The following is a 20,288-nucleotide window of genomic DNA, read 5'->3' as shown; positions in this document are numbered from 1 at the left end:
TCACACGCTCCGATAATGTTTACTTTTAAGCTCAAAAATCGTTTGGCAGTCAATACAACGAATGCAGCCCTGAGATGCGATGCGGCGCTCTTCTGGAATCGGTTTGTCGCAGTCTTCACATTCAAAAGCGGAAACACTGACTAAACGGTTAGTAATGGTTTTTATTTGCTGTTCACGCATAAGCATTTCGTGCTCGCTAGCGCGGTCAATTTCTTTAGACATGATCTAACTCCGCAGCCAGATTTGAAAAATGAATAGATTCGCTCACCAATAACTGGTGAATTTGTTCATCATTTAATTTTTCATTGATGAATTTGCACGCAATGGCATCAAGGCGAGAGGAGAATTTATCCAGCATTGTTTTGCGTTCATCTTCACGAATCGCCTTAATGCTGATAGTGACAGCGGAATAATCAGGTTCACTGGTTGCAGCATCAACACCGATCAAAATTGGCTTTATCTCTTTATTTTTCATTATCAAACCCTCAAATTTAGAATGTAGAAATCCCTGACGCGCTAACGTCATTAATTTGTTTTTTTACCTTAAATAGGCATGGCGATATGTTTTGGTAATAGCGCCGCGAGTGCTTTAATTTGATTTACTGCTGAAATAATGGACTGCTTTTCCTCTTTATTAAATTCATCGAAGCCTAAGTGATGTTGATTGCTTTTTATTTCCGCTAAATAAAAAATCATATTTAGCATCCGTTCATCGCTTAACCTTAAATATTCAATAAAACCAGCTAGCTCTCTATTATCTGGATTTTCCTTATCAGAATGGAATACTGATGTTCTTAACTTTGCGGCTTGATTTAGTCCATTGACTCGGCTTTCAAAGGTTGCCCCTTGGTTCTGATAAAGCTTGATATTCGCTTGGTCAGCGATTGCATCGGCTGGCCTTACGTCTTGCTTTACGTTACCTAGCAACTGAATTAACTGTTTAGTTTTCACTAATACAGCCGCGGAATTACCCATTACTTTTATCTAATAGAAACTGAGAACAAATATAAGAAGAACAAAATACCACCGACTAATAATATTTTATCCATCAAAGGTAATTGGCGTTTTTTATTGCTTTTAAACTTATTCACAGATGAGCCTGTTAATTTGTATTTATATTTTTGTTTGTCATATGTATTCATTTTTTATTCCTATTTTTGCGTGTTCTAAATTAAAATACACTATGGTATCTTTGGCTTCAGCCAAGAAAATAAAGGATTAAATTATGTACGAAACCCCCATTCAGCTCACCATCCGTAAAGAGTTAGAGCCTCTGTTAGAGACAATTAACAATTTAGAATTTCAAGTTAACCTACAACACCGACTTATAATCGCACTAATGAGTGAATTACCTGATGGTGCATTGAAAGGCTTTACCCCCTTTGATATGGCCATAAGGGATTACATAAAACACTTTCCAGTAAACTCTGATCAACACTATGATGTAATTACAACTATCAATCAAAGCATTGAATTAGCTGAAAATTATAAAAACACATCTCCTGTTGAATAATATTCTCCCTCGTTAAAATCCTCGCCATCAGATATATGTATCAAAACTTCTTTTATATCGATGGCATTGTATTTTTTTCCATTTTTTAAAATTAAACATATGTAACCCATTGAAGTTACAGGATAGTTTGCTGCAATCATTTGAGGGTTAATTAAATGATTTTTCCCGTTAGCTCTAAACATTAAGTATTTCAATTTCTATCCCTCAGATAGAGCTTATTTATATAGAGGGTCGCTTCGTTCATAGAATCAAATAACCCGTAAGAATCATTATCATGTTGAACATGAAAGCGGGTTACTGGACTTATAGCTTTAGCGGGCAGCTTAACAATTAGAAAGCCACGATATTTAAAGCTATGAGTTGAAATTTGTTCGACTTTCATATTACAGCCCCACCCAAAGCAACCAAGCATCGCGCTGTTCTTTTGGCCTATTTTGGAAAGCATCACGCATTGCTCGGTTGAATTCAGGTATATAAACCCAGTTTTCAGCGCGAGAACCTGGTTTATCAGGATTTCTCCACTGTATAAGTGGAAGTTTATTGTTATTGACCATATTGTTTACCGCGGAAGGTGTTTTACCTATCAATTCTGCAAACTTTTCATGTGGCACGGCATCAACAGGATAATAAACCTGCATATATCCGTCCTCGTTCTTCTCCAACATATGGCATAATCTCCTCTGGTTGCTTATAGAGGCTTTAGGAAACATCTATAAGCTTTTTAAAGTATGTTAGGCACATCTGACCAACTGAGAGGAATATTAGACAGATATGACCAACACGTCAAGCCTTGGATCTAAAATTCGTTTAATTCGTGAAGCTGAGGGATTAAATAGGAAGGAATTATCAGAGTTACTGGATATTCCATATGGAACATTAAACAACTATGAAACTAAAGGTATACAGTTAACGGAGGAGCCAATATTGAAATTTATCAATCATCCTCGTTTTGAAAAATATGCTCTGTGGTTTCTAACGGATAAGACAAATGAAGCCTTAGGACAAATCAGTCCGCCTCTCTCCCCTGATGGGCAAGACAAGGAAACCTCATCCCGCTCAGAGCGGAAAACTGGCTAGACCTGCATTATGCTTTTATAGATTGGATTGAATATCAATCACTTTGCCACATCGAGGAGGCTAATCATGCCTATTAAGAAACTCGATGATGGTCGTTATATGGTGGACATTAGACCTCTTGGGCGAAACGGAAATCGCATCAGGAGAACATTTGACAGAAAGACAGAGGCTGTTGCTTTTGAGCGTTACACAATAGCAAATGCTAAAAGTGTTGGAACAAAATCGGATCGGCGCAGTTTAGAAATGTTACTTGAATTATGGTGGCTATATCATGGACAAACGCTGAATAACGGTGAAACAGAGCGCAGGCAACTAAGAAAAACATTAAATTTCTTGGGAGATATGCCTATTAATCGTTTGAATAAACAAGTTTTGTTAGAGCACAGAAGCGGAAGATTACTATCTGGTATTAGTGCATCAACTATAAATCGAGATATGTATCGCTTATCGGGCATGCTTTCTATCTTGAAAAAGTTAGAAATTTACACTGGTGATAATCCTATTACAGGGCTTCCACCCCTAAAAGAAACTCCGCCTGAAATGACTTTTCTGACGCATGAGGAAATTGATAGTTTATTAACTACATTAACCAGAGATGAAAAGCGGATAGCGCTTTTATGTTTAAGCACAGGCGCGAGATGGGGGGAGGCTTCACGGCTAAAAGGTGAGCAAGTACAAAACTGCCGTGTAACATTCCTGAAAACAAAAAATGGAAAGATGCGTACCGTTCCTATATCGGAAGAGCTTGAGAAAGTGATCAAAACAAAACCATCAGGGCAATTGTTTAAGGTTAACTATGAAGACTTCCGACAGAGTTTAAGGCGGATTAAGCCTGATTTACCTGAGGGACAAGCAACTCACGTGTTGCGACATACATTTGCAAGTCATTTTATGATGAACGGTGGGAATATTATTGCCCTACAACAAATATTGGGGCATGCCAATATTCAGCAAACAATGGCTTACGCGCATTTAGCACCCGATTACTTGCAGTTCGCAATTACGTTAAATCCATTAAAGGGAGGGGTAGGGAATTAAGCGTCTACAGGCATCCTGACTGTCCTCATACTGTCCACACCTTGGAGAGTTTTAGATATATTAGGAAGCTTTTGTGAATTTCTAATTGATTGAAAGCAAAGGGAATTGTTTTCAATTTAATTAGATGGCGGAGATAGGAAATCGCCGTAAAAGACAGGGCATGTGTCTATGCTCGGTTTTATTGAGTAATTAAGCAGTTGTTCTTGATTTACTCGGGGTGTAACCAAATCGCTTTCGATAACTCTGTGTGAAATAAGATTGGCTAGAGAAGCCAGCTTCCATTGAAATTTCAACAATGCTCATTGCTGTATTTACCAATAATTGGTGTGCATACATAATTCGTTTTTCACTGATCCATGAACGGGGTGATGTTGCATAAACGGTATTAAATAGTTCCTTAAATGTTGTTAAACCCATTCCAAATGCACGAGCGAATTCACTTAGCTTCCATTCCTTCAAATAATTATTTTCCATGAATAATTGCAATCGTTGGGCTTGACGGTTACTTAATTGCCTAAAGTTAGAAAGTAAAATAGCACCTTGTTCACTGTAGGATAATAACAGCAATAATTCGCTTATTCGTAATGATACGATAGCTTCAGGATAATCGTGGTCAATGATTGAATTTAAGCTATTTTTAATGTCTTTAATTAATGGAAATGAGGTAAACTTGATGACATCAGATGATGTATCTTCAAATCGCTCGATCTCACTCAGTTGTGAACCGTGTAGAGTAATAAACTCACGTAGAAAGTCATCGTTTAAACCTACCCAGAGTAACTGGCAATCTGTTGTTAAATCAGCAGACTGAAATGAGTAAGAGCCTTGTTTATGGTATAAAATATCACCTTCATTTAAAGTTTGTACATTGGCAGGGGTTTCCAGTAATAGTGTGCCTTTTTCTACAATAATGACGCCTTTGGATGTTAAATCGATAATGGTATGTGCTACCTCGTTATCAATAGTCATTTTTTTTATAACGGTCTGATTTAAATTGCTTTTAACTTGCATTATAGCCACCTAAGTAATCGTATTCATACTATTTAAATATCAAAATTAAATATCAAAAAAAGAAATGACGTTGATATAAAAGTTCGACATTACCTGTATGGTTGAAATTATATAAATCGATTATTTATGTGTCATTTTGTTATTTTAAATATAAATAAATGTTTCAAAATATAGTTTTCCCGAGTTAATCACCATTATAACTCGTATTTACCATTGCTATTAAATTTGCCATTTTATAATGTTCTATTGTTATGGGTAACATGTGGTTTATTGTTCTATTTTTAACATTCTGTCTGGTTGTAAATTTTTTGTTGTTTTTTACCCTTTAATCGTGTTTTTTTTCTATTTTTGTATAGGGTCGTCAATATTCGTGCAGTAATCGGTTTTATTACTATGCTAATTATTGAGTGAATATTCGTAAAAAATATCAATAATAAATAATTTTTATGTATTTATTAATTGTTCACATGAGTTATTTATTTAATTTATCATTATGATTGATTTTTTTTATTTAAGTGGCATTTAATTGCATAATAATGAGACATATGTCTCTATTTTCAATTGATAGGTGGTGTTAATGGTTTTAATAGGTAATCTAAATATAGATTTTTGTAATTAGTTATTTTGGGTTACTATTTTTTATAAGGGCATGTTTCAGTCATAAATAGTCAGTGTTAAGGTGATGGATTCCAGGATTTCTCATTTTTATGTTTACGCATAAAAGGTGTTTTTTCAGAAAAATATAAATATATCAGTTGGATATTGATAATTTCTTAATGGTGAGAGTATATTGAAAGAATAAGACTACCTTATGTAAATAAGCATAAAAAATGTAGCTTACGCTTATGTGGATTATGCTGTAATATTTCTGCCCTTAAGTTAATTCTACTTATTTATGTCTTGGTTCTGCGCTGCGCGCTTATTAACTTTAGCTGGAAGTTTGGGCACTGGCTTACGGTCATCAAGTAGGTGTCGAATTGCGAGTATTGGATGGTGTAACAGCATTTTAGGGCCAGCCCAGCGCATCACTGCCTTCATTTGTTCTCGCATTTTCGGTTGGTAGCAATGAATAGGGCATTGTTTGCAGGCAGGCTTTGCTTCCCCATAACGACATTTCTCTAAGCGATTAACGGCATAAGTGAAAAGCTTTTGATAATAATCTGGTATGTCATTGGGGGCTGAGTGCGCTTTCTCATAGATGTTGATCATTTTTTCAATCGTTTTAATTTCCCGATTTATTCGTTTACCAACCATGATTGTCTCTGCTTAAAATAAAACATGCATTTAATATACATTTTAATGGTTTCAATAGAAAGCTTATGAGAGCTTAACGATGGATTCTTTGATAGAGTTCAATAAATTTGGGGATAATGAAAAAGAGGGCTAACCAGTGGGCCACCCTCTTTTACTGAAACCACTTGGATATTCAATAAAAAGATAAACTCATCGAGCCTATCTTTAATAGGCTACAGACTAGATTGCATTATTTTTTGCATTTCATCTTTAAGATGTAATTTTTCTTTTTTTAGTTTGGCTACGTGCTCGTTATAACCAGCGCCAGATGGGCCTTCGAGTTTACTGATTTCTTTATCGAGTCGATGATGCTTTTCATATAACGTTTGAAAACGGGGATGTGTGGATACTAATTTTGAAACTAAATCTTGATCTGCTGATAACATACTACCTCCTCAGAATGTATTAAGCCTCAAATTTAGTATAATCAGTGCGCATATTTTGTGCATTAAATTAGCGGGTAATTTACATAATTTTTATCATTTTTATGATCCTTATACTAAAATTAAGTACTATTACGTCTATCTACTGTGAAAAACCTATATTTTTGTAATTAAGAATCATCTATAGTGATAATTACAGTGTAATTGACTTACTATGTAGTGGAACTTAGAGTTTTTAATTGATTTTCTCTTTTGAAATAGGAATAAATGATGAAAAAAGCGATTTTATCTGTAATGGCAGCGGCACTTGTCTCATCTTGTGCAGTAGCAACGGAGGACTTGGAAAAGATCGCACCATATCCAAAAGCAGAATCAGGTATGACTCGTCATGTGATTCAACTTGCAAACCAGCAAAATGAAAATAACTTTATGGTTGAGCTGGTCATTGGTAAAACAATTAAAGCAGATTGTAACCATCAGTGGTTTATGGGGGATCTTGATAAGAAAACCTTAGAGGGTTGGGGTTACGACTACTATAAATTGGATGAAATTAAAGGGCCTGCATCAACAATGATGGCCTGTACTAAGCCAGCTGAAGATCGTTTTATCACAACTCAATTAGGTGATGATGCGTTTGTTCGTTATAACAGCAAGCTCCCTATTGTTGTTTATGCGCCTGCAGATATGGATGTTAAATATCGTATTTGGTCAACAGACGATAAGCTAATTGATTCCACCAAAAAATAAATAAAAAATGCCGCTAATTGAAGGTGACCCCCATAAATTTGCGGCATTTTTTTATCTATTATTTTAGCGGATCACAAAGACCGATGTTTTTGCATGACGAACAATAGCTGACGCTGTTGAACCTAATAAATAAGTTGAGGTACTTGGATGGTGTGAGCCCACCATGATTAAATCCGCATCAATCTCTTGTGCGTAATCTAAGATTTCATCTTTCGCTGAGCCAATGCTGACTTTGCAATTAATCTGAGCATCTGGCACTTTTATATCTTTAATTATTTCTTCCAGTGCACGCATCGCTAAAACAGAGCGTTCCGCAGAGTTTTTTTGACTCTCGGGCAATGCGGCGATTTCAATACCAAAAAATAATTCAACACTCGGAATGACGGATAAAAAATGAATTTCAGGTGCCCCCAACATGGCTAAGGCTTCAACGTGTTTTATGATGTCCTGATTCAGCTCATCTTCTAGTAAATCAATAGGAACTAGAATTTTTTTATACATAGCCACCTCATTCATATGTTATTTGAAATCGATTATAGCAATTCACTATTTATATACTATAAGTTAAATAAGATAGAAGAAATGCTATTAAGTGCGCATTTATCGCTATTTTAAATAATGAACGCATTTGTAATCAAAAATAAAGAATAACCATTTTCATCCAAGCTAACTGGTTACAAATTATCATGAGACATTTAACATTTAATGTGCGAGTATTGGCAGGGTATTTATTTAACTTATTGATTTAAAAAGTTTATTTAAATGATAATTATTTTGTTTTTCATTAAAGAAATGATGGTATGAATAAAAATGAAGCGGTAGGGCAGCCAAGCAAGGAATTTGTCGTTCAGCAGGCTAAATTTAAGGCGGCGAAAAAAAGCACATTGATTAGTGTGTTGGTCAATACGCTGCTATCTATTTGGCAGATCATTATTGGTATTTTTTCTCACTCGTCAGGTTTAATCGCTGATGGGATCCACACATTATCCGATTTAATCGCGGATTTTGTTGTTCTGATCGCCAATAAAAAGAGCCACAAAAAACCAGATGAAGACCACCCTTATGGACATTTTCGTTATGAAAATGGGGCATCATTGATTTTGGGGATTATTTTATTGATTGTTGGAGTGGGAATGGTGTGGTCTGCCATTGAAAAGCTACTCAATCCTGATTTGATCCCTGAAGTTCATATGATTGCATTAGTGGCAGCGTTGGTTGCATTAGTCGCAAAAGAGGGATTATTCCGTTATATGTTGTATGTAGCAAAGAAAGTGAATTCCAGCATGTTAGTTGCAAATGCATGGCACGCACGTTCTGATGCGGCATCTTCTTTGGTTGTGGCTATTGGTATTGTGGGGAATTTATGTGGACTGCGTATTTTTGATCCACTTGCTGCAATGATTGTGGGGACATTTGTTTTCAGAATGGGTTTTAAATTTACCAATCAATCTATGCAAGATTTAATGGATAAAGGCGCTGATGAGGAGACACTACAAGAAATCCGCGATGTACTAGATAGCATCGACGAATTATCGGGTTATCATGATTTAAAAACCCGCAAATCAGGGGATTTTTTATTAGTTGATGTGCATTTAGAGCTTGATGGAAATATGAGTATTACACAAGGGCATGATATTGCTGTTAATACACGTAAAAAACTCATGGAAAACCCACAAATTTTAGATGTGATGACTCACTTAGACCCTTACGACAAACACATCAAGCATTAATAAAATGGTTACCAATATGTTTTCAAAATAACCGAATTTTGTGTCTTATTCGGTTATTTTTTTGTCACATTAAAACAATATCAGCCAATAAGTTATTGCACTCAATAGGCAACCAGTGGAAAATCAACTTGTTGTTGCAGGATGGAACAATTTTTTTGTTCACGCGGAAGGGGCGGTTGAGCAAATGTTAATATTTTACCCCTTCAGCTGAATAGATTACTGTCGAATATTGAGGGAAAAATGCGGTTTACTCAAGAACAGCGTCACGCTATCCGATCGCCAAAAGTTATTGCACTGACTAATCAAAATGGAATGAAAGTTTTACTCACAAGTTTAGGTGCCAGCTGGGTTAGCTGTATATTGCCTTTACCAAGTGGGAAGCGAGATGTGGTTTTAGGGTCACCCAACATGGCGAAGCAGATGGAGCAGGGTGTTTATCTCGGTGCGACCATCGGGCGAGTTGCAAACCGCATTTGTGGCTCACGATTTACGTTAAATGGCCATCAATATACTGTTTCCAATAATCAAGATATCCACTGTTTACATGGTGGAAAAAGCAATTTTAGCTATCGAATTTGGGGGATCATTCAGCCTAGTCCATCCAAAGCGGTTTTTTCTTTAGTTTCGCCTGCGGGGGATCAAGGCTTTCCAGGGACATTATTGGTTGAGGTTAGCTATGAACTAACTGAAGATAATCAAGTGGTTATTGATTATAAATACCAATCAACAGAAGATTGTCCAGTGAACCTGACGAATCACACCTATTTTAACCTTGCGGGGGAAGATTCAGCTCGAACCGTATTTGAGCATGACTTGCAGATAGCGGCTGATACATTTTTACCGACAACCGCGGAAGGGCTGCCAACAGGGGAGTGGCGGGATGTCACAGATACGAACTTTGATTTTCGAGCGAGCAAACGCATTGGCCGAGATTTTTTACAAGATGATGTACAAGCGGCGGTTGGTGGGTATGACCATACGTTCATCTTTAATAGCGGTATGGCGGATGGGCTGCAAACGGTGGCAACATTAGGTGCGCCTGATGGTGATGTACAGATGAAAATTAGCACAACAATGCCTGCGATGCAGCTTTATAGTGGTAATCAGTTGTTTGCTATTGCAGGAAAAAGCCAAATTTATACCGCATATTCAGGAGTGGCTTTAAAAACACAGTTTCCACCTGATGCGGTTAATCACCCTGAATGGGGGGAGCTATATACGGGTATTGCTGAATCACAGCGGATTTATTCCAGTCAAACCCGCTATCAATTTATTTTTTAATTTATTGATGCTAAAAAATAGCAACGCCGCAGTATCGAATATATAGCGGCGTTTTGTCATTATTAAAGGTGGGGCGAACTTAAATCACAAATAAATCCATATATTCATTTACGGACATTTTTTCTAACATGGGTTTATCGAGTGATGCTTGAAGAATACGCAGCTGCTGCGCTTCAGGAAACTGCCTTGCTAAGTTAATTCTAAATTTCTTCAATAACAACGGCATCCCTTCTTTACGGCGGCGTTTATGGCCTACAGGGTATTCAATCACCACTTCATCCAACACGTGACCATCATTTAGCGTAATGGTTAATCCATTAGAAATTGAACGTTTATCTGGGTCATGGTAGTCGGCGGTAAATTGCGTGTCTTCATGGCAATGTATTTTGGCACGAAGCGCATCAATACGGCTATCTTGCGCAATGTTATCTTCATAGTCAGCGGCGGTGAGTCGACCAAAAATTAGTGGCACAGCCACCATGTATTGTATGCAATGGTCACGGTCAGCAGGGTTATTGAGTGGGCCTTTCTTATCAATAATGCGAATACAGGCTTCATGGGTGCGAATTGTAATTGATGCAATATCATCGGCACTTTTACCCATTGCGGCTAATGTTCTATGTAATTGTAATGCAGCTTCGACGGCGGTTTGAGAGTGAAACTCAGCGGGGAAAGCGATTTTAAACAATACGTTTTCCATAACATAGGAACCATAAGGGCGTTGGAAGCGAAGCGGCTGCCCCTTAAATAAAACGTCATAAAACCCCCATGTTTTGGCAGTCAATGCCGTTGGGTAGCCCATTTCGCCTTTTTGCGCCATCAATGCGAGCCTAACTGCACGGGAGGTTGCATCTCCTGCTGCCCATGATTTTCTTGAACCTGTATTCGGCGCATGGCGGTAAGTACGTAAGCTGTGGCCATCAATCCACGCTAGGGAAATAGCATTGAGGATCTGTTCGCGGTTTAAACCTAACATTTGTGAGACAACAGCTGTTGAGGCGACTTTGACTAAAATAACATGGTCGAGCCCGACTTTGTTAAAGGCATTTTCAAGGGCGATGCACCCTTGAATTTCGTGTGCTTTAATCATAGCCGTTAATACATCTTTAATGATTAACGGTTTTTTGCCTTTAGCTAGATTTTCCCTCGATAACCAATCGGCGGTAGCAAGGATGCCACCTAAGTTATCTGAAGGGTGGCCCCATTCAGCGGCGAGCCAAGTATCATTAAAATCAAGCCAGCGGCACATTGTGCCAATATTAAAAGCACCTTGAACAGGGTCTAATTGAAATTGGGTGCCAGGAATTTTAGTGCCATTGGGAACAATTGTTCCTGGTACTATTGGGCCTAACAGTTTTTTACAGGCTGGGTATTCTAACGATTCCATGCCGCAGCCTAGCGTATCGAGCAGGCAATGATAGGCGGTATCGTAAGCTAGTTCAGAAACAATTGGGTAATCCATTACATAATCAACAATGTCACTGATAACTTTATCAAATTCAATTTTTTGAGAACTCACGGTTTGTGTTGTCATTATTTTACCTTTATTAACGCTGTTCTATTGGAGTGAATAATTGATTTTCTGGCCCAATATAATTGGCCGATGGACGAATAATTTTATTGTCTTGTCTTTGTTCGAGAATATGGGCAGACCAACCTGCAGTCCGCGCCATGACAAATAGCGGGGTAAACATGGCGGTTGGTACCCCCATTAAGTGATAGGCCACTGCAGAGAACCAATCCAAATTTGGAAACATGCCTTTTTCACGTTTCATTACCGTTTCGATACGGTCAGCAACGCTGTATAAATGGCGATTCAAATTTTGTTCTGAAAGCTGCAATGCCACGGATTTAATGATGGGATGGCGTGGATCAGCAAGGGTGTACACTGGGTGGCCAAAGCCAATAATGACTTCTTTATTATGAATACGAGCCGTGATATCTCGTTCGGCTTCATCCATTGAGGCATAGCGCTGCTGGATTTCTAATGAAACCTCATTTGCGCCGCCATGTTTTGGTCCTCGTAAGGCGGCTATTGCGCCTGTTATTGCTGAATAAAAATCGGTACCTGTGCCTGCAATGACGCGAGCGGCAAATGTTGAGGCATTAAACTCATGTTCTGCATATAAAATTGCAGCAATATGCATGAATTTTTCCCATTGAGCTGGCGGTTTTTTGCCATGCAATAAATGCAAAAAATGGGCACCTATTGAGTCGTCATCGGTTTGCGTTTCGATACGACGACCATGGTGACTAAAGTGATACCAGTACAGTAACATTGAGCCTAATGAGGCTAACAATCGGTCAGCAATGTCTCTGGCACCTGAAAATGGGTGTGAATCTTTTTCGGGGAGTACACAGCCCATCATCGAAACCCCTGTTCGTAAGACATCCATAGGGTGTGCATTTGCGGGAACAGATTCTAAAGTTTGTTTCACACTTGCAGGTAGCCCGCGATAGGTTTGTAGTTTTGCTTTATAGGCGATGAGCTCAGTTTGTGTGGGGAGCTTATCGTGTATCAGTAAGTGTGCAACTTCTTCGAATTCGCATTGAGTGGCTAAGTCATGAATATCAAAACCACGATAGTGCAGATCATTCCCGTTACGTCCTACGGTACAAAGTGCAGTATTTCCCGCTGGAACACCTGAAAGTGCCACCGATTTTTTGGGCTTAAATTGTGGTGATACGGTGTTACTAAGTTGTTCATTCATCGTAATTTCCTTGTAAGGGATAGAGGAGACTCAACTTGGTGCCGCCTGTGTGTCTATGGTTTTTTTTGTGAAAATAGGGCATCCAGTTTTTGTTCGTAATCGTAGTAATGAATGCTTTGGTAAAGTTCATCACGTGTTTGCATCAAAGGAATAACGTTTTTCTGTGTACCTTCATGGCGTATTGCAGTGTAGACCTGTTCTGCGGCTTTATTCATCGCACGAAAAGCTGACAGCGGATAGAGTGCGATAGCGATACCGACACTACGAAGCTCATCTAACGTAAACAATGGGGTTTGGCCAAATTCTGTAAGATTAGCAAGAACAGGTGCGGGGGTGTTTTGGGTAAATTGTTGGTACATAGATAGTTCAGTAATAGCCTCAGGGAATAACATGTCTGCACCTGCATCGAGATAGGCTTGAGCTCGTTCAAGTGCAGCATCTAGGCCTTCGACGGCGAGTGCATCTGTGCGAGCCATAATCACAAAACTATCATCAGTACGGGCATCTACCGCGGCTTTGATTCTATCTACCATTTCTTGTGTTGAGACAATCTCTTTATTAGGTCGGTGACCACAGCGTTTCGCACCGACTTGGTCTTCAAGGTGTAATCCCGCCGCACCTGCTTTGCAAAATGACTTGACGGTGCGAGCGACATTAAAAGCTGAAGGGCCAAAGCCAATATCGGCATCAACCATCAGGGGTAAATCACAGACATCAGTAATGCGACGAATATCAATTAACACATCCTCTAGAGTGGAGATCCCTAAGTCAGGCATACCTAATGATCCTGCCGCGACGCCACCACCAGATAAATAAATCGCTTTATAGCCTGCTTGTTGGGCAAGAAGGGCATGATTGGCATTAATCGTCCCAACTAACTGAAGGGGGGATTCTTGAGCGACAGCATCGCGGAATTTTTGTCCAGCAGGAATAGATGTCATAGAAGCCTCTTAATTGTTAATAAATTGTTTTTATTTAAGGTCACTATAATCATATAGCAATTGGCATGCCAACTAGCCTAAAGGTGGGTTATTTGAAATAAATCTTTATAAATTAATTGGTTGGGTGTTGTGTGGGTTTGTGATAAAGAAAACAAATTTCTAATCTGTGATTAGCATGTTTCATTGAAACACGCTATTGTTAATTGAAACATTTTTTGAAACATAACTGTGAGGGAGTGAAATAGATGGAAAAACCGATTATTTGGACAGTGTCTGTTTCACGGCTATATACACTTTTTCGCGATATAAGCCCCGAATTTAGTGAACAAGCAGACATTACACCGTTAAATCTGGGATTTGAACAGGCGGCGGAAGAGGTACGAGAGAGGCTAAAGCAAGGGCATTGTGATGCTATCATTAGTGCTGGCTCAAACGGTGCTTACCTCAAAAGTCATGTTTCTGTGCCTGTTATCATCGTTAATATCAACGGATTTGACGTAATGCAAGCACTTGCGAAGGGGCGAGAAATCAGTGATAAGATCGGTATTATTAATTATAAAAATACCATTCCATCATTAACCGATTTTCAGCAACGTTTTGCATTGCAAATTGAACAACGTAGCTATGTTACCGCCGAAGATGCACGAGAACAACTTAAGGCTTTGAAATCGATGGGGATTTCAGTGGTTGTCGGCGCTGGGTTGATTATGGACTTAGCGGATGAAATGGGAATGACAGGCATTTTTGTCTATTCAACTCAAACCATACGGCAGGCATTTTCCGATGCTATTGAGTTAAGCCGAATGTCTCACCGTAATCGCCATTCATCAGATAAATATCGACCAGTTACCCCGCCAAAAGTCCGCCATACAATCAATGATTTAATTGGTTCATCATTGTCAATGGAACGGGTAAGACAGACGATTATGTTATATGCACGCTCAGAGGCTACTGTATTGATCCAAGGCGAAAGTGGAACAGGGAAAGAAATGGTGGCACAAGCGATTCACCATGAATTTACATTATTTAATCAGCACAAACGCAGTAAGCAGCAAATGCCTTTTGTCGCGGTTAATTGTGGCGCGATCCCTGAAACATTATTAGAAGCTGAATTATTTGGTTATGAAGAGGGGGCATTTACAGGGTCACGGCGTGGGGGAAGAGCAGGGTTGTTTGAACTAGCTCATGGTGGCACATTATTTTTAGATGAAATTGGCGAAATGCCATTAGCGTTGCAAACGCGACTTTTGCGGGTGCTGGAAGAGCGCTCTGTGGTACGGATTGGTGGTTATAAACCTTTGCAAGTCAATGTGCGTGTGATTTGTGCGACCCATTGCCATTTAGATGATTGGGTGAAAAATGGGCATTTTCGTGCTGACCTATTCTACCGTTTAGGGGTACTTCGGATGCAAGTACCTGCGCTTAATGAGCGAGGTGAAGACATTCTTTTTCTCGCACAGAGGCTTTTAAAATTGGCTTTTGCTGGTTTGGTTTTACCGCTCCCTGCGTTTCGGGTACAGCAGCTTTTAAGCTGTCGTCATTTTTTTCTAAATTATGCATGGCCAGGAAATGTGCGTGAGCTGCGAAACTTAATGGAGCGAGTTGCACTTTATTGTAGTGCATACCCTGAAAAGGCCATTACTGAAGAGATGCTGATCAGTTTATCTCCCGAACGCCAGTGGATAGTAAATGACAATGATGTTGTTATTGATAGAGGTAAGGAATCACTTACTGACATAATGGCAAGGTTTAATGGTGATCGTAAAGCGGTAGCTCAATACCTAGGGATTAGCAGAACAACACTTTGGCGCCGCCTTTGTGCATTAGAAAAATGCTAGTTGGTAAACTATGCGGAAAGAAATTATTAAATCGTATGTCCTATTAAGTATTTTTGACTAAAAACGAAATGAATTAAATAGGGCATTATAGAAGTATAAATTAAGTTACTTTCATTTCTCTTGCCAGCAAAAAAGGTATTTTGCATTGGGCGTGATAGAACGATTAAATAATAAATAAATTATTTTACCATTGAGTACTCTTATGGCCTTTTCCATTTGGCTTAAGTTGTGTCAATCTGTAACAAAAAAAGAAAAGTGATTGTTTTTTTATCGGTATGAATTTAAAGGGTTTTGTTTGTTTTAATGGTCGATATTGATTTAAATTCTCTTTCGGAAAAAACGTGATTTTTCTCACATAAATTATTTTACTAGTCACCATTAGATTTTCTCATTTTAACTTACCGATTTAACGTTCTATATTGCGCTCAAATCAGTCTTATTTTTATATTTTACTCCTGCACTAATCGCCGAAATGTGTTCCTTTTTTGAGATCACAGCCTTGTCGTATTCTACGATGTAGTTGCAGCGCATATTATTTATTTTTATTTGTTGGAGAGTGGGGCGTGAATCAGTCCACTACTATCATGCGCAAACGCGATAATGCATTCGTTCCTGTTGCAGGGTTAACGATTTTTGCTATTGCATCGGGTTATTTAATGAGCTTAATCCCATTATCAATGGGGAGCTTCGGAATTGATACGCAGTACGCAGGTTGGTTAGCAAGTGCCTACTACATTGGCTTATTAATTGGTTCAATGCTAATTGAGCCCGTGATTGCCAAAATTGGTCATCGCCTCGCTTTTATTGGTTTTTTATTAATGCTAGCCGCAACGGTTGTGGTTTTGCCGTGGGCACCTTCGATTGAAGCTTGGCTTCCAAACCGTTTAATTGCAGGTATCGCGGTTGCGGGTATCTTTGTGGTGGTTGAATCCTGGCTGCTGATTGGTGACAGCCCGAAAGAGCGAGCTAAGCGATTAAGCTTTTATATGACGTCATTATATGGCGGGACAACGTTAGGGCAACTCGCGATTGGCGTTATCGGAACCCAAGGTGCTTATCCTTTTATGGTTGTATTGGGCTTATTGTTATTAGCTGTAATGCCCCCATTATTCGTTCGCCAAGGGCAACCAGATAGCGGGTCACACCAAAAATTATCGCTGAAAAAAATTGCACGATTAAGTAAACCTGCAATTATTGGGTGTATGGTTTCAGGTATCACTATGGGTACGATTTATGGGTTGATGCCACTATCACTGAAGAAAGAACAATTTACGACTGACCAAGTTGGGGTTTTGATGGCTTCAATTATTTTGGGTGGTATGTTGATCCAGCCTGTTGTCAGTAAGTTGTCAATTTTGATGAGCAAAACCTTGTTATTAGCGATGGTTTCCTTATTAGGGGTATTCGCGATGGGGGTTATTTATATTTCTAGCGACTACTTAGTGATGATTGTTGCATTAGCGTTGTTAGGAATGTCTTCATTTGCGTTATACCCGGTTGCGATTACTTTAGCGTGTGACAACTTGGATTCATCCTATATTGTTGCTGCAACACAAGTGATGTTATTTAGTTATAGCATTGGTTCAGCAATGGGCCCAATCGCGGCGGGCGCATTATTAAGTCAGCATAATGGGTTAGTGGATTTCTTCTTTATTGTGTTGCTCGTGACGGCAATTTATATGTTAATAGCCAGCTTGCGTCGTAAAGCGAGTGTGCTGGCGAATTAACTGTTTAAGTTAATATGGTTTATAAAGGCTCTGTGAATTCACAGGGCCTTTTTTCTATTCGTTACTTTTTCTTATTCACGGAGATAGTTGATAAGGCACCTTCGAGAGGCACATAGCCCGCAGATTGGGTTATGCGTTGTTCCCAATGCTCCCCTAATTTAAAGTCCCACGACAATGGTGATATTTCTGTTCTACCTGCATTAGGGGCAAACGTGAGTTCACTAAAATACAAGGTGTTTTCATCAGACATCAAAAAGTCTGCACGGCAATAATCGAATGGTGTGACGAGAATTTCAGCCAAGCGTAGCATTTCTTTAAAGAGAGGTGGCTCAGATACTGGCTCTAACATATTTGGGTAGCCAAAAGTGACGGGTTGCAATTGCCAGTTAATATCATAGATATTGATAAACTCTTCACCTGACTCATCAGTATAATCGATTTCTGCATAGACAGGCTTACCTGAAAAACAATGTATACGGCAAGTTTCAGGAACGAGTTTTCTATTTTTATTGGCGAATAAGTCAATATATTTTTCACAAATAATTTGTGGTGAAATATTTTTATAATGACGTTCGCGAGTAATGTAATAAAGATTTTTGAATAAATGAAATGACAATTTATCTTTGGCATGTTGCCAATCAAATTTTTCTTTGTTTCGGCAAATTACACTGCTGCCGCTATCATGATTACATTTGAGGACAAATTGTTCAGGAAGTGTATCGATATTAATTTCATCTACATGACGATAGGTGGCTAAGATAGGAACTAAATACTCATCGCCAATGGTTCGACTGATGTAGCTCCTGACGGCTAGCTTATCAGCAAGCTGTGTATACAGTGGGTTTTTATCACGCAGCATTCTAAAATTCACCTTTTCATTGAAGCTTTTAGGTGTTTTAAAATCAGGGCGATAATTTAGTTTTTTTGCAAATTTATTAGTAAGATAAAGCTTATCACTAATAATAAATGTGCGTAGTTTTTTTATAATGTACTCTGCTTTTTTCATGCGAGTGTCAACCATTCTATAAAATGTAGTGTGTAAATTAGAAATATTATTTTTTATGAAGTATATTTTGGATAACTTAAATGAAGTATCAATGAATGCAATAGTGAATTTAATAATTCCTTAATAAATGAAAATTAAACAAGTGATAAATGAATGTTAAAATAATTAATATTATGGTTTTTTGATTGAATTTATATCAATAATTAAATCAATTGTTTTAATTATTCACCAAAAATAATATGGGTATAGGTTATTTAGTAGGATACCATATGGTTGGTTAATGAACCTTAAGCATTTATTTTAATGTCTAATAAATGCTTAAATAATTAGTTTGTTGAGTAACTGTTTAAATAGAAAAATGACCTCACTGTATTAATAGAATATGCATACAGTGAGACGACATTTAGTGTGGTTTTTCACCCATTTTTTTTAAGAAGCGAATTTGTGCTGCGACCAATTCATTATAACGAATGCAGCGGTAAGGCATGTTGTGTTGCGTCGCTAACTCACCCAAAATCTTTGCCAAGGCAGGGTAGTGGCGATGGTGCCAATTGGGGAAAAGGTGATGGGTGAGATGATAATTAAGTCCGCCAGTTAAACGCCATAGACAATGTGGTGTTGGTATCCAATCACAGGCAGTAACAAAATTATGATGGTACCAACCATGCTTAATTTGTTTGTCTTCTGGTGCAGTAAAAAATTCAGTTTCAGCCCAATGCGTCCCCAAAAGCAAATAAATGACAAAAATAGATGCAATCATTTGGCTTAAAATATAAGTGACAAAAATAGCGGTTAAACTTATTCCATGTTCATGAGCAAAAAGTAAAGGGAAGCCTAGCATCAGTAGTAAATGACCAATTTTGCTAGTAATAAAAAGTGCCCAACCTTTTTTTCCCGCTAAAACCTTTTTATCTTTCAGGCGTGTTTTCCCTGTTCTATCCGACCAGTCAAAAACCAGTGCTATCCATGTTAAAGAAAAAGACGCAATAAATGGCCAGTAGATGTGTTGATACTTCATGAAAGGTCGCCATTTTTGAAAAGGCGTTTGGCGAAAGATGCCATTTTCTTCTGTGTCTAAGTCATAATCTTCAATATTGGCAAAATGGTGGTGGTAGTGAACATGGCGGGTTCGCCAAAATTCAGGCTCTAACCCTAAAGGTAAGGTGACTAAACGTCCAAATACCCGGTTTTTCCAACTATTTTTAAATAACGTATTATGGCAAGCATCGTGTTGCCCAATGACATTGAGGAACATGATGAGCAGAACAAAAATAAAATAGGATAAACTGTAAGTTAATACGGATGAGGTAAACAGCGTAGGTAGGTAGCATAATATTGCGATACTGAATAAGATGATGACTACTGCAATATCGGTTTTACTCGCATATACGTGATCGTGTTTGCTTTGTAGATAATCTTGGCTGGCTTGTTTTAAGGCTGTATGAAAATGTTGTTCGTCAGCGCTGGCAAATGTGAGCTCGAATTTAGTTGAGTGCATGGTTACTCTCTTTAGTATTACCTTTGGCTAGAGTATATCTTTGCCCATAAAGAGACTGCAAAAAATATATGAAAATAAGGGGGGATTTAAACTTATTCCTATAGGTTTAAGTAAATACAAATTAAATGAATTTTTTTATTTTTAGATAAAAATAATTTTGTGCTATTTGTGTTTAATAAATATTTTAAAAAATTAAGCTAAAAGACAAGGTTTAATTGAATAAATTGAAGTATCTGTTTGAAAAGCGGCCTAGTGCTTATGACCGTTCGAAGTAAGAAGTGTCTACATCCGTGTAGAGAAAAGTCCATGAGAGTAAGGTAACAAGGAAAATTATGTCTGTCTGTAATAAATTATCATAAAAAGTGATCAGACCTGTTTGGTGTCTTAACTATAAATATATGTTATCATTTATCCTGCTTTATAATGTGACTATTTTAGATTTAATTGTTATCTTAAGCTAAATTAGGAGCTTGCTTATATTAATAAAATATAAA

23 protein-coding genes are annotated in these 20,288 nt (G+C 38.1%); 8 read left to right on the top strand and 15 right to left on the bottom strand.

Translation table 11 applies throughout. The features are described 5' to 3' along the window. The 4 genes from PSF27_RS06375 to PSF27_RS06360 all read right to left on the bottom strand — a co-directional run bounded on the left by PSF27_RS06375 (position 1) and on the right by PSF27_RS06360 (position 1,142). Entirely contained in the window at positions 1-222 is a 222-nt protein-coding gene (locus tag PSF27_RS06375; RefSeq protein ID WP_272681108.1) for a TraR/DksA family transcriptional regulator, read from the bottom strand. Next, positions 215-475, bottom strand: a complete 261-nt coding sequence (locus PSF27_RS06370; protein WP_272681107.1) for a DUF2732 family protein — start codon at positions 473-475, stop codon at positions 215-217. The genes PSF27_RS06375 and PSF27_RS06370 overlap by 8 nt, the downstream gene beginning before the upstream one ends. Before the next feature lie 68 nt (positions 476-543). Further along, a complete protein-coding gene (locus PSF27_RS06365) occupies positions 544-975 on the bottom strand; it encodes a DUF5347 family protein (RefSeq protein ID WP_272681106.1) in 432 nt (143 codons plus the stop codon). Between the two features lie 5 nt (positions 976-980). Beyond that, complete coding sequence (locus PSF27_RS06360; protein ID WP_272681105.1) at positions 981-1,142, bottom strand: TetR family transcriptional regulator; 162 nt, start codon at positions 1,140-1,142, stop codon at positions 981-983. Between the two features lie 83 nt (positions 1,143-1,225). Between PSF27_RS06360 and PSF27_RS06355 the strand changes: the two genes are divergently transcribed. Then, the gene (locus tag PSF27_RS06355) at positions 1,226-1,513 is read left to right on the top strand and encodes a hypothetical protein (protein WP_272681104.1); all 288 of its coding nucleotides are present in this window, start codon (positions 1,226-1,228) and stop codon (positions 1,511-1,513) included. On the opposite strand, the gene PSF27_RS06350 is transcribed toward PSF27_RS06355, so the two are convergent. Together PSF27_RS06350 and PSF27_RS06345 are read right to left on the bottom strand one after the other, a co-directional pair. After that, positions 1,486-1,707: a hypothetical protein gene (locus PSF27_RS06350; protein ID WP_272681103.1), complete on the bottom strand. Its 222-nt coding sequence runs from the start codon at positions 1,705-1,707 to the stop codon at positions 1,486-1,488. The genes PSF27_RS06355 and PSF27_RS06350 overlap by 28 nt on opposite strands. A 189-nt stretch (positions 1,708-1,896) precedes the next feature. Further along, positions 1,897-2,178 carry a Cox family DNA-binding protein gene (locus PSF27_RS06345; protein ID WP_272681102.1) on the bottom strand — a complete coding sequence of 94 codons (282 nt, stop codon included), beginning with the start codon at positions 2,176-2,178 and terminating at the stop codon, positions 1,897-1,899. 106 nt (positions 2,179-2,284) lie between these two features. Between PSF27_RS06345 and PSF27_RS06340 the strand changes: the two genes are divergently transcribed. Together PSF27_RS06340 and PSF27_RS06335 are read left to right on the top strand one after the other, a co-directional pair. Further along, positions 2,285-2,590: a helix-turn-helix domain-containing protein gene (locus PSF27_RS06340; RefSeq protein ID WP_272681101.1), complete on the top strand. Its 306-nt coding sequence runs from the start codon at positions 2,285-2,287 to the stop codon at positions 2,588-2,590. A gap of 66 nt (positions 2,591-2,656) precedes the next feature. Then, entirely contained in the window at positions 2,657-3,628 is a 972-nt protein-coding gene (locus PSF27_RS06335; RefSeq protein ID WP_272681100.1) for a phage integrase, read from the top strand. Positions 3,629-3,817: 189 nt separating this feature from the next. On the opposite strand, the gene PSF27_RS06330 is transcribed toward PSF27_RS06335, so the two are convergent. From PSF27_RS06330 to PSF27_RS06320, 3 genes are all read right to left on the bottom strand, one after another. Then, a complete protein-coding gene (locus PSF27_RS06330) occupies positions 3,818-4,639 on the bottom strand; it encodes a helix-turn-helix transcriptional regulator (RefSeq protein ID WP_272681099.1) in 822 nt (273 codons plus the stop codon). Between the two features lie 885 nt (positions 4,640-5,524). Next, positions 5,525-5,893, bottom strand: a complete 369-nt coding sequence (locus tag PSF27_RS06325) for a nitrous oxide-stimulated promoter family protein (protein WP_272573511.1) — start codon at positions 5,891-5,893, stop codon at positions 5,525-5,527. 212 nt (positions 5,894-6,105) lie between these two features. Beyond that, positions 6,106-6,318, bottom strand: coding sequence for a DUF465 domain-containing protein (locus PSF27_RS06320; RefSeq protein ID WP_206082636.1), 213 nt, complete (start codon positions 6,316-6,318; stop codon positions 6,106-6,108). A 267-nt stretch (positions 6,319-6,585) separates the two neighbouring features. Here PSF27_RS06320 and eco point away from each other — a divergent pair, with 267 nt between their 5' ends. Then, positions 6,586-7,062: a serine protease inhibitor ecotin gene (gene eco / locus PSF27_RS06315; protein WP_206082635.1), complete on the top strand. Its 477-nt coding sequence runs from the start codon at positions 6,586-6,588 to the stop codon at positions 7,060-7,062. 63 nt (positions 7,063-7,125) lie between these two features. On the opposite strand, the gene PSF27_RS06310 is transcribed toward eco, so the two are convergent. Beyond that, a complete protein-coding gene (locus PSF27_RS06310; RefSeq protein ID WP_206082634.1) occupies positions 7,126-7,563 on the bottom strand; it encodes a universal stress protein in 438 nt (145 codons plus the stop codon). A gap of 299 nt (positions 7,564-7,862) precedes the next feature. Between PSF27_RS06310 and PSF27_RS06305 the strand changes: the two genes are divergently transcribed. Both PSF27_RS06305 and PSF27_RS06300 read left to right on the top strand, forming a co-directional pair. After that, positions 7,863-8,792, top strand: a complete 930-nt coding sequence (locus tag PSF27_RS06305) for a cation diffusion facilitator family transporter (RefSeq protein WP_206082633.1) — start codon at positions 7,863-7,865, stop codon at positions 8,790-8,792. Between the two features lie 240 nt (positions 8,793-9,032). Further along, on the top strand, positions 9,033-10,073 hold the full coding sequence (locus PSF27_RS06300) for a galactose-1-epimerase (RefSeq protein ID WP_272681098.1): 1,041 nt from the start codon (positions 9,033-9,035) through the stop codon (positions 10,071-10,073). Between the two features lie 79 nt (positions 10,074-10,152). Here the strand turns inward: PSF27_RS06300 and PSF27_RS06295 are convergent, their stop codons facing one another. The 3 genes from PSF27_RS06295 to prpB are packed head-to-tail and all read right to left on the bottom strand — an operon-like array spanning position 10,153 to position 13,725. After that, a complete protein-coding gene (locus PSF27_RS06295; RefSeq protein ID WP_206082631.1) occupies positions 10,153-11,607 on the bottom strand; it encodes a bifunctional 2-methylcitrate dehydratase/aconitate hydratase in 1,455 nt (484 codons plus the stop codon). Between the two features lie 13 nt (positions 11,608-11,620). Then, positions 11,621-12,784 (bottom strand): bifunctional 2-methylcitrate synthase/citrate synthase, encoded by a 1,164-nt coding sequence (gene prpC, locus PSF27_RS06290; RefSeq protein ID WP_206082630.1) that lies wholly within the window; start codon positions 12,782-12,784, stop codon positions 11,621-11,623. A 53-nt stretch (positions 12,785-12,837) separates the two neighbouring features. Next, complete coding sequence (prpB, locus tag PSF27_RS06285; protein ID WP_206082629.1) at positions 12,838-13,725, bottom strand: methylisocitrate lyase; 888 nt, start codon at positions 13,723-13,725, stop codon at positions 12,838-12,840. 245 nt (positions 13,726-13,970) lie between these two features. On the opposite strand from prpB, the gene prpR reads away from it, so the two are divergent. Together prpR and PSF27_RS06275 are read left to right on the top strand one after the other, a co-directional pair. Then, positions 13,971-15,563 (top strand): propionate catabolism operon regulatory protein PrpR, encoded by a 1,593-nt coding sequence (gene prpR, locus PSF27_RS06280; protein ID WP_272681097.1) that lies wholly within the window; start codon positions 13,971-13,973, stop codon positions 15,561-15,563. A gap of 584 nt (positions 15,564-16,147) precedes the next feature. Next, positions 16,148-17,290, top strand: coding sequence for an MFS transporter (locus tag PSF27_RS06275; RefSeq protein ID WP_206083018.1), 1,143 nt, complete (start codon positions 16,148-16,150; stop codon positions 17,288-17,290). 61 nt (positions 17,291-17,351) lie between these two features. On the opposite strand, the gene PSF27_RS06270 is transcribed toward PSF27_RS06275, so the two are convergent. Together PSF27_RS06270 and PSF27_RS06265 are read right to left on the bottom strand one after the other, a co-directional pair. Next, positions 17,352-18,296 carry an ATP-grasp fold amidoligase family protein gene (locus PSF27_RS06270; RefSeq protein ID WP_272681096.1) on the bottom strand — a complete coding sequence of 315 codons (945 nt, stop codon included), beginning with the start codon at positions 18,294-18,296 and terminating at the stop codon, positions 17,352-17,354. Between the two features lie 403 nt (positions 18,297-18,699). Next, positions 18,700-19,794, bottom strand: coding sequence for a fatty acid desaturase family protein (locus PSF27_RS06265; protein ID WP_272681095.1), 1,095 nt, complete (start codon positions 19,792-19,794; stop codon positions 18,700-18,702). Positions 19,795-20,288: the final 494 nt, after the last annotated feature.

It is taken from the genome of Providencia sp. PROV129 (genome assembly GCF_028482245.1).
In the GTDB taxonomy this organism is placed as follows: Bacteria; Pseudomonadota; Gammaproteobacteria; order Enterobacterales; family Enterobacteriaceae; genus Providencia; species Providencia vermicola.
Note: the sequence above shows the minus strand (reverse complement) of the source record. Positions and strands in the feature narration are given on the sequence as shown.